This is a genomic window from Bacillus sp. 491mf (assembly GCF_900112415.1).
In the GTDB taxonomy this organism is placed as follows: domain Bacteria; phylum Bacillota; class Bacilli; order Bacillales; family Bacillaceae_G; genus Bacillus_A.
This window is the reverse complement of record NZ_FOLV01000001.1, coordinates 500,320-512,516: the sequence shown is the minus strand read 5'-3', so window position 1 is coordinate 512,516 and position 12,197 is coordinate 500,320. Positions and strand designations below refer to the sequence as shown.

Annotated in this window: 8 protein-coding genes, 1 pseudogene and 1 other annotated feature; of the genes and pseudogenes, 2 read left to right on the top strand and 7 right to left on the bottom strand. The window is 35.7% G+C overall.

Going from position 1 to position 12,197, the window contains the following annotated elements:
* The first annotated feature begins 163 nt into the window (after positions 1–163).
* Positions 164–703, top strand: coding sequence for an HAD-IIIA family hydrolase (locus tag BM211_RS02660; protein ID WP_035433662.1), 540 nt, complete (start codon positions 164–166; stop codon positions 701–703).
* Between the two features lie 463 nt (positions 704–1,166).
* Here the strand turns inward: BM211_RS02660 and BM211_RS02655 are convergent, their stop codons facing one another.
* The 5 genes from BM211_RS02655 to BM211_RS02635 all read right to left on the bottom strand — a co-directional run bounded on the left by BM211_RS02655 (position 1,167) and on the right by BM211_RS02635 (position 5,129).
* Entirely contained in the window at positions 1,167–1,607 is a 441-nt protein-coding gene (locus BM211_RS02655) for a GNAT family N-acetyltransferase (protein WP_035433661.1), read from the bottom strand.
* Complete coding sequence (gene tsaA, locus BM211_RS02650; RefSeq protein WP_035433659.1) at positions 1,604–2,077, bottom strand: tRNA (N6-threonylcarbamoyladenosine(37)-N6)-methyltransferase TrmO; 474 nt, start codon at positions 2,075–2,077, stop codon at positions 1,604–1,606. The genes BM211_RS02655 and tsaA overlap by 4 nt, the downstream gene beginning before the upstream one ends.
* 135 nt (positions 2,078–2,212) lie before the next feature.
* The gene (locus tag BM211_RS02645; protein WP_090994960.1) at positions 2,213–3,652 is read right to left on the bottom strand and encodes a GntP family permease; all 1,440 of its coding nucleotides are present in this window, start codon (positions 3,650–3,652) and stop codon (positions 2,213–2,215) included.
* 164 nt (positions 3,653–3,816) lie between these two features.
* Positions 3,817–4,473 (bottom strand): HAD family hydrolase, encoded by a 657-nt coding sequence (locus BM211_RS02640; protein WP_090994957.1) that lies wholly within the window; start codon positions 4,471–4,473, stop codon positions 3,817–3,819.
* 14 nt (positions 4,474–4,487) lie between these two features.
* Positions 4,488–5,129: a class I SAM-dependent methyltransferase gene (locus BM211_RS02635; RefSeq protein ID WP_035433654.1), complete on the bottom strand. Its 642-nt coding sequence runs from the start codon at positions 5,127–5,129 to the stop codon at positions 4,488–4,490.
* 183 nt (positions 5,130–5,312) lie between these two features.
* Between BM211_RS02635 and BM211_RS02630 the strand changes: the two are divergent.
* Positions 5,313–6,110 (top strand): annotated as a pseudogene (locus BM211_RS02630) (lipid II flippase Amj family protein).
* Positions 6,111–6,168: 58 nt separating this feature from the next.
* On the opposite strand, the gene aspS reads toward BM211_RS02630, so the two are convergent.
* Positions 6,169–7,461: an aspartate--tRNA(Asn) ligase gene (gene aspS / locus BM211_RS02625; RefSeq protein ID WP_090994954.1), complete on the bottom strand. Its 1,293-nt coding sequence runs from the start codon at positions 7,459–7,461 to the stop codon at positions 6,169–6,171.
* A 110-nt stretch (positions 7,462–7,571) separates the two neighbouring features.
* Positions 7,572–7,784: a binding site (T-box leader), on the bottom strand.
* Between the two features lie 139 nt (positions 7,785–7,923).
* Positions 7,924–12,132 (bottom strand): tetratricopeptide repeat protein, encoded by a 4,209-nt coding sequence (locus BM211_RS02620; RefSeq protein ID WP_090994951.1) that lies wholly within the window; start codon positions 12,130–12,132, stop codon positions 7,924–7,926.
* Positions 12,133–12,197: the final 65 nt, after the last annotated feature.

Below are 12,197 nucleotides of genomic sequence, written 5' to 3'. Positions count from 1 at the left end.
TTTTATAGGAAAAATATAAACCATAGCAAAGATACCATTCATATGCAGGAAAATAATCTCAATAGTAGAATACTTTATATTCTGAGCTCAAACTATTTTTTGTTACTCCATGTACACCGTTTTATAAAATATTTCTAACAAACGACGAGAAAGGATATTTACTATGACAAATAAACGGAACATCGAAGCTATTTTCATCGACCGTGACGGTACAATTGGCGGTGATACAACCATTCATTATCCCGGAGAATTTCAGTTATTCCCATTTTCGGAGATGGCTCTAAATCAACTAAAAGCACAAAACATACAACTTTTTTCCTTTACAAACCAACCTGGCATTGCTGATGAAAAAGCAACAACCGAAGACTTTATTCAAGAATTAGAAGCTTTCGGTTTTGATGATATTTATCTTTGTCCGCACCGGCATAGTGATGGCTGCAGTTGTCGTAAGCCTGAAACAGGAATGCTTCTTCAAGCAGCGAAAAATCATCATCTTGATTTAACGAAATGCGTTGTAATCGGTGATCGGTGGAGCGATATTGTTGCAGGTATAAAAGTCGGTGCCACAACAATTTTAGTTCAAACAGGTGCCGGGTACGATGCACTGCATACGTACCGTCATAAGTGGTCGGACATGAATGCTGATTATATTGCCACAAATTTAGAAGACGCTGTTTCATGGCTCTTTTCACATTCTATATAAAAATAAAACAGCAATACCGGATAAACGGCATTGCTGTTTTAGTCATTCCACTCGCTTTGCATACCTCACTGCAAAAATACGAAAACTATCTCTTTATAAAAAGCTTATCCTTACATATTCATATGTTATGAAAACGAATCACAATATGCTTGTATATATATCACTAGTCATATATGGATTTTTAGTAACTACCCAGCCATACATTTCATTTAGAAGTTTGGTAAGGAGTATGATGTAAGTAGAAATATACTGACCTATAAAAAGTTATTTTCATTTTTCAGCATATAGATTGCTGCCACGAAGGTAAAAATGGACCTACACCTTGCTGTCTTTCTATGTTTTTAAACTTTGCGCGTGGCAGGAAAAGGCCCTGACCGCTACTATACATAGCCAGTCCCTCTCGACCATTTAGAAAAATGCTTTTCCGCCTTTTTTTCATAGAGTGACTGAGTTGTTACGATTTTTATAAAGTTAATTCATAATGGAAATAGCGATCATCTCTTATATAACCGTTGCCTACATATAAATGCTGCGCCGCGGCATTATCTACTTCCGTTTGGAGCTTCAATCCTTTTGCCCCTGTCTCCACTGCAAATTGCTTAGCCTTTGCTAACAATTGTTTCCCTACTCCCGTTCCTCTTGCCTCACTTCGTACAAATAAATCATTTAATATCCACAGCTCTTTCATTGAAACAGAAGAAAAAGAAGGATACAGCTGCGTAAACCCAAAGTACTTCCCATCTTCTACTGCTACAAAGATAACGGATTCTTTTCGCTCCATACGTTCACGTAAAAATTGTTCTGCTCCTTCAATATTAGAATCTTGTCTATAAAACATGCGGTACTCATTAAATAATGATGCTACTCCTTGTAAGTCTTCCATAGTTGCTTGATATATTTTCACTTCTCTTCGCTTCCTTTCCAGTAATTCTTCATTAAATCCGTTGCCCAATCTGGCTGCTTAATTTCTTCTTTTGGCAAAAACTCTTTCATAACTGGTTTCATATCTAAAATAGGGGTACCATCAATCGCATCTAATCCTTGCACAACTAAGCGCTTTCCTTCTCTTCGTACTACTTTTACAATCGTAGCACCTAATCGATTCGGACGATTTTTCCCCCGCTGTGCAAAAATACCTACTTTCGGATACTCTTCATTATTTCGAGGATGTCTTGCTGTATACTGAATGTTCTCTTCTCTCACTCTATTAAAATAAAAAATCACTTCAATATGTGAAAATTGTTCAACCCCTTGCAAACTCTCTTCTGTATACAAATCTGTCAACTCAATAACAGATTCAATTTCTCCCCACAAATCATCTTCTACATTGATTCGTTCATTATGTACAAAAGCGATCGGTTGTAACGAAAACATCGTATCCCCCCTTTTTGTAACCACTTACATTATAATATATTTTCTGAATACTTTCCATGAATAATATTTCAGTTTACATAATAATATTATAAATCAAAAAGAAGAGAGGATGTAGTGCTCTCTTCTTTTTGAAGGTTATATAAGACCTGTTAAGCTATGCATGCCAATTACAACAAATACAGCTACCGTTTTAATAATTGTAATTGCAAAGATATCCCGATATGATTGTTTATGAGTTAATCCAGTTACTGCAAGTAATGTAATAACTGCTCCGTTATGCGGCAATGTATCCATTCCACCTGATGCCATTGCTATAATGCGATGCATCACTTCTAACGGGATTTGGAATTGTTCTGCAGCTGCAATATACTTATCAGACATTGCGCTCAATGCGATCCCCATCCCCCCAGAAGCCGATCCTGTTATACCTGCAAGTACATTTGTTGTAATGGCTCCGTTAATAAGTGGATTTGTAAAAGTAGTTGAAATACCATCACGAATTACACCAAATCCTGGGAGAGAGGCAATTACACCACCAAATCCATATTCTGCACCTGTATTCATAGCTGCTAGTAGCGCGCCGCCAATACTAGCATTTAATCCTGTTTGAAAGTCTACAAATACACGTTTCCAATTTAATAGAAGTGTCGCAATAATCCCTGTGATAAGTGCTAATTCTACTGACCATACCCCAAGCACCCCAGATAATTCTACTTTCCCAAAACTTTTCAAACCAATTGACGCAAAATCAAAGCCACTTGGATACCATTTTGGAATAGTAATTGTAAAAATTTTATTCATGACACCAACTAAAATAAGCGGTACGAAGGCAAGCACTTGTCGAAATGGGGTAATTTCAGTCGGTGGGAGTGCTTGTTTTACACCTTGTTCTGCTTCGATGGATGCTGCCATTTCCGTATGTCCATCCCCAAATCCAAAATACCCTTCACCTTGCGCTTCTGCTCTCTGACGTCGACTTTCTAAATACACCATACCGACAATAAAAATAAAAATAGCTCCTGTAATTCCTAATAACGGGCCAGCATAAATGTCTGTCTTGAAAAATGTTGTCGGAATAACATTTTGAATTTGCGGTGTTCCTGGAAGCGCGTCCATTGTAAACGTAAGCACACCAAGTGCAATTGTACCTGGAATGAGTCGTTTCGGTATATTTGCTTCACGAAACAAATTAGCTGCAAATGGAAAAATAGCAAATGCCACTACAAATACACTAACACCACTATATGTTAAAATTGCCCCCATTAATACAATCGCCAGAATCGTTCGTTTCACCCCAACAATTTGGATAATCGTTTTTGCGATAGACTCTGCGATTCCTGACATCTCAACTACTTTTCCGAAAATCGCTCCTAACAAAAACACTGGGAAATATAATTTAATGAAACCAACCATTTTCTCCATAAAAATGTTTGAGAAAAAAGGTAAAACATAAGTCGGCTCTGTTAACAAAACAGCAAACAGTGCACAAATAGGTGCGAATAAAATAACAGAAAATCCGCGATATGCCACAAACATAAGCATACTAAGTGCCAGTAAAATAATGACTAATTCCATGATTTTCTCCTTTCTAATTTCCGAGGAAATATTTATAGAATTTTCAGTTTATTTAGTAAAATTCCACTTTATAAATGAAATTCCTCTTTCAAGCATCGAATATAGTCATTTTCCATAACACCTATATAAAAAAGATAAGGAAATGACCTTATCTTTTCAATCTGTTACTTGTTTACCGCATAATGAAAATTCTTTAAACCTTCTACATCTTTACTAATATGAGTAGCTCCTGCTTCCACTAATTCTCCTTTACTACCGTACCCATATAAGACTCCGATAGAATCAATACCAACTTGACACGCGCCAATTATATCATGCTCTCGATCGCCTACCATAACTACATGCTCTTTCTCTAAATCATCATATGTATGTAAAATATGCTGAATTATTTCTGCCTTTGCAATGCGTGTTCCATCTAAATTACTACCGACAATCTCTTCAAAATAATGCGCCATCTGAAAGTGTTCCAAAATTTGTTTTGCAAATATAGTTGGCTTAGACGTTGCCACAAACAATCGCTTCCCCGCATCCTTTAAATCTTGTAAAATACTAGGAATATGCTCATATACATGATTTTCAAACATTCCCTTCGTTTTAAAATATTCACGGTAATGCGTGACTGCATCTGTTACTTGTTCTTCATTCATTCCATATATATTCGCAAATGAATGTTGAATCGGCGGACCGATAAAAGTAAGTAATTTGTTATGATCCTGCTCATCTATCCCCATTTTTCGCAAGGCATATATGACTGAATTGACAATTCCTTCTTTGGGATCTGTTAATGTGCCATCTAAATCGAATAAAAAAGTTGTATACATATATTTCCCTCCACTCACTTTACTTTATATGTTACGCTCCAAAAACATTTATTCATATGAATCTCTAAATCTACTGCAAATGGTTCAAAAATAGCTGTAAGCTCTTCTTTCGAATAATAATTTTTTATAATTTCATACTGCTGGCCATCTGCTAATGGGCGAATTTTATATGTATTTTCATCATTTGGCTTAGAAATAAGTGTTCCACCAATTCCTTCGTTATACATATTATCGACCATACACACAATCGAACCTCGTTCTAAAACCTCATGAAACTGTTCTAAAAAGGGAAAAATATTTTCTTTCGGGATATGAGAAAACCAAAAATTTGCGTATGCTCCATTAAATGTTTTTGCTAACTGATTTAGTTTATATGCATTTCCTTGTACAAAAGAAACTTTCGATGGCAAAAGCTGCTTTTCTTTCGCTAAAGTTAGTACTTCTTCTGCGTAATCAATCGCAGTAATGTGCTGAGCTGTTTTAGCAACATATTGCGTCCAGTATCCTGTACCACAAGCAACCTCGAGTACATCCCTCCCTACAAACTTTTCTTTCAAAACATCTTTTATTTCCATTAATTCTGTTTGCCTAATAGGGTCATCTCGAAAATATACTTCTTCATAGCTCTTTGCACGGTTACTGTAATATGTTTTCATCCCTATCCCCCCTTATCATCTTAACCACAACTCTCACCATTTTACAAAACAATCATTTTAATGTAAATATTCAGTCAATAACTTTCGAGCAAACTTTTTTTAATAAAAATCAATATATACAAAATCCTTTTCATCCTGTATGATTAGATTTATTTTCCAAATTTTAATAGATGGTGAATACATATGACGACAAAATTAATTATCATAGTAGTTTTTACAATTATTATTCATGCAGTAGAAACAAGTTCTTATAGCATCCGACTTGCAGGCATTCGATTAAAAAAGATTGCTGTTTCGTTATCTGTAGTTGGAATTGTATTACTTGTTGCGAGAACATCTAACTTGCTGCAAGCTTTTTTAGTTGGCGGTATTGTCGATCAAGCAAGACTAGACGATTCTATCGATTTAAAAGGAACATTTCATCTTATTTTATTCGCTGCCTCATTCGGTACATTACTAGCTATCTTTTTGTATCCAACTCTTACAAAACTATTTGGCTATGTGATTCAAAACTTTGAAACAGATGGTTCTTTTATACGTATGATGAAAACAAATAACATTCAAAAACTAAAATACACAAAAAAATATGTCCGTTTTCCAAAGTTGCAAATGATTCACCGGATGAGAGTTGGCGGCATTCCAAAGCGAATTATGCTCATTAATATGTTTGCTACCGCTATTTATACGGCAGGCGTTCTTTCTGCTTTATACGCTTCTTTTTTAAATCCTACTTACGCAACGAAGGCAAGTACAGCTTCCGGCCTCGTTAACGGATTTGCAACAATCTTATTAACGGTACTATTAGACCCACGGATTGCACTATTAACAGAACGAGCTCTCCAAAAAGAAAACGGTGCAGAAACAATGGGGAAAATGTACGGATAGCTTATGATTTCTAGATTTTTTGGAACATTACTAGCTCAGCTTCTTTTTGTACCAGGAGCTCATTGGATATTGTGGATTATTTCGATTACGAATTGAAAATAGTTCCTCCATAACAAATCCCCGGTACACAAACCGGGGATTGTTTCATTTTATATTACGGTACTAACCTCGTACAGTCTCTCGGAAATGCACTCGCTTCACGAACATTTGATAAGTTTAAAAATTTATATACAAGTCGTTCTAATCCAATCGCGAACCCACCATGCGGCGGACACCCATATCGGAATGTATCAATATACGATTGAAAGTTTTCTACATGTAATCCCTTTTCTTCAAAGGAGCGAACTAACATATCATAGTTGTGAATACGCTGCGCACCTGATGTAATTTCTAATCCTTTATACAACAAATCAAAAGAGTCTGTGACGGAAGGATTCTCTTGATTTGGCATTGTATACATCGGACGTGTTTCTTTCGGATAATGAGTGATAAAGACAAAATCACTATCGTATGTTTCTTTTATATACTTCCCAAGCAACTTTTCTCCTTCTGAATCTAGATCTCCTATTGGGGACTCTTTTCGATACTCTTTTTGTAAAATCGTTTGCGCTTCTGTTACCGTTAATTTTGGAATGTCTGTAATAACCGGAATTTCAATTTGAAGCAACTGTAACTCCTTTACGCAATTTTGTTTTACTTTTTCAAACATATACCGAAGTACATCCGTTTCAAGCTGCATTACTTCATAAAAATCTTCAATAAATGCAAGTTCGACGTCTAAGGAAATGTATTCGTTTAAATGACGAGATGAATTGTGATGTTCAGCGCGGTATACAGGCGCCACTTCAAAAACACGTTCTAATCCACCCGCAACCATCATTTGCTTATAAAACTGTGGTGATTGTGCTAAATATGCTTCTTTTTCAAAATATTGAAACTGAAATACGTTTGCTCCGCCTTCCGCTCCTTGCGAAACAATTTTCGGTGTGAAAATTCTTGTAAAATCGTGTTGTAGTAAATATTCGCTAAAAGCATGTGCAAACATTGATTTAATTGTAAAAATCGCTTGCACTTGTTCATGCCGAAGTGATACCGTTCGCGAATGTAACATTTGATCTAAACCGACCTGCAGCTTCTTTTTATTCACTTCAAACGGGATTGGCTCCGCACCATTTATGAGCTTTACATCTTCAACTAATAACTCTACTCCAAGTTTCGTTTTATCTGTCTCAATTACTTTTCCTGTCACTTGCACAACACTTTCTACTTCTACTTTATATCCTGCCCATTCTTGTTCAAGTACGCATTGCATGACGCCTGTTCGATCACGAAGTAATAAAAAGCTAATATTCCCTAGATGCCGTATTTTTTTTACCCATCCTTGTAATACAACTGTTTCATGCGGTGTACATTCGCTAATAAGCGACCGCTTCATCTGTTGACTCATACTTTTCGCCTCCTATAATGAATTGTATGATTATAAATTTATTATTATCGTTATCATCATCATCCACGGCCGCTCACCTCCTTTCAAAGAATACAAAAATCCGCCCCTATAAAAGGGACGGATTTCACCGCGGTACCACCCAAATTGTCACATTGACCACTTTTCGCCTGATAACGGTAGGTTCCGTTTACTTTTACTAGTTGTTCACGTTCAAAATAACACTCACAGGTGTCTTTCCATCACGCTGCACCGCAATCTTCTCAGCTACCGATTGCTCTCTGTAGATCAGTTCACGATGTACTTTTCCTGCTCATCGTTTTTTATATTTACGGAATATTCTATCCTTTCGAACGACGAAATGCAAGTAGTTTTTCTTTATTTTTTTAAATTATTTGAAAGGTTATTTCTCTAACTTCTTTAATTCATCCGATATAATCTTGCTATAAGCTTTCCCGAAATTCATCAAGTATACTGCTTTACATACTTTTTAATACGTATTAAATCTGGGTCCTCTTCCATTAATTCTGCAAAATAGCCGCTTTCATCTTCTTGCAATACGCGCTCTAATTCAACGGTCGCTTCTTCATTTCGATTCAATACAGCTAAATAACATGCTTTATTATATCTAGCATTTAAATGTGATTCATCCATTGATAACACATCATTCATGAGCTGCAACGCTCTTTCTGTATCACCATTTAAATGATGAGAAACCCCAAGTCCGATATATAGTTCATCTTCTTCTGGATGATGCGCTAATCCTTTTTCTAATATAGCAATAGCTTCTCGGTAACGACCTTGATTATTGTAAAGGGCACCTAAATGTATAAAGCTTCCACTCATCATCGGAACATCTTCTGCTAAAGTACGAAGAATATATTCTCCTTCTTTTTCCCTTTGTAAATCTAGTAATATCGTACCCTCCAGCATTCGAATCGATGCGTCAATCGGTCTTTCTTGTAATATGCGCTCCGTTTCACGTAATGCCTCTTGTAGCCTTGCTTCATTATCATCTGCATGCTCTAGGAGCAGCATAATAAATTGATGTGCAACTTCATAATTCCAATGTTTCCCGAGCGACTTACGTAATGTTTTAATTGCATCATCAATGAGATCACCATTTACATAAAAGTGAGCAAATCGTTGTACCGCTGCGCCGTTTTCTTGATTTAGGCGGATTGCCGTTTCATACAAATCAATAATAGATGTAAAAGAAAGTACATCATTTGCACGTTTTCGAATGCGGTGATATATTTTTGTGAAAAATGCTCCTGTTTGTTCTTCTTGCTCCATCTGTTCCAAAAATCTTTGTTCAAGTGCAGAAGCTGCATACATAAACGCATAGCTTTTTTCTTCTTTTGATATGTCTAAATCGCCTAAACTATTACTTATACTTTTTCTTCGCTTTCGCAATTCTTCTATATACGTTACATACACTTCTTCATTGTGGACATTTTTCAAAATAAGCTTCTCAATAACGTTCAGGCCTTCTTTTTCATCCGAAGCAAGTAATATTTTCGCATAATGATGTAATATTTCTTCATGATTATTTCCCTTTGCCAGCGCCTGCTCTATATAAGCCCGTTCTTTCTGGCCATCACCAGTTGCCCCGTACACATATGCAAGGCTATTTAGACGCCATGACTCAGAAATAATTCCTTTCTTTTTGTTTAAAACCGTAATCAGTTCCCCATGACGCCCAGTTTTTACTGAAATATTCGCTAAATGTTCCATATTTACTAATAAAGGAGCATTTTTACAACCTTCAAACATGTAATGCTGTTCGTTTTCTAAATCTTCTTCAACATAGTAAATTTCAGCCAATTTCAAATGTGCCATTGCGAAAGTAGAATCTTGTTTCACGCATTGTAAATACGCTGTTTTTGCTTGATCCCATTCTTCCAATGTTTTATACACTTCTCCGAGCCTAAAATGCGGGAATGGATCTTCAGTGATCTGCGTCGCTTGCTCATACAGCTGAATAGCTTTCTTATAATTCCCTGCAGATTCCTGTAAAATGCCTAAATAACATAAATAATCTATATTGCAATTATCTTTTTCAACTAACGTACGTAAAAATGAAATTCCTCTTTGTAAAAATGGTGTATCTTCAAGCTGCGATACATACATTTCTAGTGCATCTCGGAAATTACTTTGTATACAAACGATTCCTTCTTCCATAATCAGTAAAGCTGATTCAACTTCTTTTTGTTCGATATTTTGATCTATAGCTGCGTTCCATAATATCTTTCCAGCATTAATAAGGAAGTCGCTATCTTCAATAAATTGTTCTTTCAATCTAAAAATATATTGTTTTCCTGTTTCATAGCCTTTTTGTTTCATGTAAACTTCACTGATTCCTATATGACAGGATATTTCTTCCTCGTCACATTGAAGCCCGCCTTCATACATTTCCAGTGCTTTTTCATATTGTTCTCGCTCTAAATAAAGGTCACCTAATTTCACATATAACGCAGCTGATTGAACATCATTCTGCATTCCTTCTAGTAAAACTTCTTCTGCTTTCCTTTCATCATCTAATTCTGCTTCATAAATATCAGCTAACATGATATATGGTAGCGGTAATTGACGATCCAATTCCTTACCAACTTGAAGTCCGCGAATTGCCGATCTTATCTTTCCTAATTTATGAGCACACCGAGCACGCTCACACCAAACAAATCCGTCTCGTTTATACTGTTTTAACAACATAGTAAACACTTCATATGCTTCTTCATCATGGCCGCCATCCGTTAAAATAAGGGCATGATTAACAAAAACAAAACGATCTTCATGACGACACGTTGCAATAGATGAATACTTTAAAGCCTGTTCTAAATCATCTAAATACATATATCCAATAGCCATATAACTCCAAGCTACGGGCTGATCAGGGTCTAGCTGAAGCGACGCACGAAAGTTAGCAATCATATCATCATAACGTGATTCATCGAATGCAATGCGTCCTTGCGTAAAATGATAGAATGGATTCGCAATTTTATGATTCACTTGTTCTAATACTGTATACGCTTGTTCTAGTTCTTCGATACGTACAAAACATTGCGCTGTATGAAGCTTTACATAATCGGATTCGGGATAAGCATGTAAAGCACGCTTCGCACAGTTATATACAAACTCTTTTCCATCTTGTAAATCTAAATGCTTAATCGCATATAGCCATGTATACGGATTTTCTTTATGCTCGTGTAGAAGCCTTAATAAATTTTCCACATCGTCACGTTCAGCAAATTCCATTTGATCTGTTAATGAAAAGATGCGCCGGAAATAATAATCATCTTCTTCACATAGTAAAGAAAGAAGCTCACTTTTCTCTTTCGGAACAATTGCGATAGATAAGTAGTTTGTATTGACATGCTGCTTAACAAATTCTTCATATGTAACAAGTATGCGCTCTGCAAAATTTGGATCTTGAATATATAAAACTTGCAGCTGATCATTATAACCAACTACCAATTGTACATGTGAAACATGATCTATATCAACACTAAGCAAAATGGGAACGCCAGCATCGATAAATTTTTTATACACGTCAACTGTACCTACAAAGAAGCGACTTTTATAACCGTTTGCTTCCACGTATTCTACTGTTTTTGATAACTTCGATCCTATCCCATCAAAAATATGCTTAGCAATTTCATCTTGCGTTTTGCGATTTCCAAAAAGCTTTAATATCATTTCTACACTTGCAGGTACGCAATAGTTATCTTTCTGCACGACAGGTACAATAGAAAGCATCACTTCTTTTTTCTCAGTGATACGAAGTGCGTTATGATAAGGAGAATCTTTTAAACTTTTCTCGTTTTCTAACAATGTTTGCAGAGAAGTCCAATCACCTTTCATATAATAGAATTCCGCCCAAATTTGTGAGAAATATGGTTGATAACTATGAAATGGCAACAACTTTTGAACTTCACGTAAAACTTTGCTCAACTCATCATATGCTTTTTGATCATATAACCTTTTAGTCTTTTCTAAATAAAAGAACGGAACTTGTGGGAATTTCCTCATCGCTTCCGTAATGATTTGTAAGGATTCTTCATGTTCTCCTTTCATAGAATACAACTCAGCTAGTAAATAAGTTGACGTATCTGCACATTCCGAAAAAGTCATTCCTTTTCGCAGTACTTCTTCTGCCTTTAGCCAATCGCCTTTAAATAAATAGAAGTAACCCCATTTATCAAAGATCGGAATTTCACTTAATTCGTCTGCTTTCTTCATATATGTATAAGCTTCCTCATAACGACGCATTTCAAGTACGCAACGCGCTAATACGAAATATGCCTTTGCAAGATGCTCTTTTTTAACAGCATGACTTTCTTTTTGCAACGCCTCTTTTAACAAATCCTCTGCATCTAATGATTTTCGTTCATCAATTAAATCATCACAAAACCAAGTAAGCGTCCGAAAACTATTAAAACGACGATGTGCATACCGCACTATAAATGTACTATAAGATGGCATTAAGCCTTCATCCAACAATTGAATAAGTGTATAAAAATCTTCTTCAGAAGAAATTTCTCCTAGATATTTCTTTATATACGAAAAGGATTTTTTTGCTCTTATTTCCTCAATTTCGTTTTGAATTTCCGATAAACCATTTAAAAATTCTTTCTTTTTTACAAATACCCTTAATTCCTCAAAATCTCGCATCTTTTCACTCCATTCTTTTTTTCATAATTGTATATACTTGGTATAGAACTTACAATGTTTTTTCA

Coding starts and splice junctions, on each gene's coding strand:
- BM211_RS02660 (WP_035433662.1), top strand. CDS start 164: ATGACAAATAAACGGAACATCGAAGCTATTTTCATCGACCGTGACGGT.
- tsaA (WP_035433659.1), bottom strand. CDS start 2,077: ATGTTTTCGTTACAACCGATCGCTTTTGTACATAATGAACGAATCAAT.
- BM211_RS02645 (WP_090994960.1), bottom strand. CDS start 3,652: ATGGAATTAGTCATTATTTTACTGGCACTTAGTATGCTTATGTTTGTG.
- BM211_RS02640 (WP_090994957.1), bottom strand. CDS start 4,473: ATGTATACAACTTTTTTATTCGATTTAGATGGCACATTAACAGATCCC.
- BM211_RS02635 (WP_035433654.1), bottom strand. CDS start 5,129: ATGAAAACATATTACAGTAACCGTGCAAAGAGCTATGAAGAAGTATAT.
- aspS (WP_090994954.1), bottom strand. CDS start 7,461: ATGAGTCAACAGATGAAGCGGTCGCTTATTAGCGAATGTACACCGCAT.
- BM211_RS02620 (WP_090994951.1), bottom strand. CDS start 12,132: ATGCGAGATTTTGAGGAATTAAGGGTATTTGTAAAAAAGAAAGAATTT.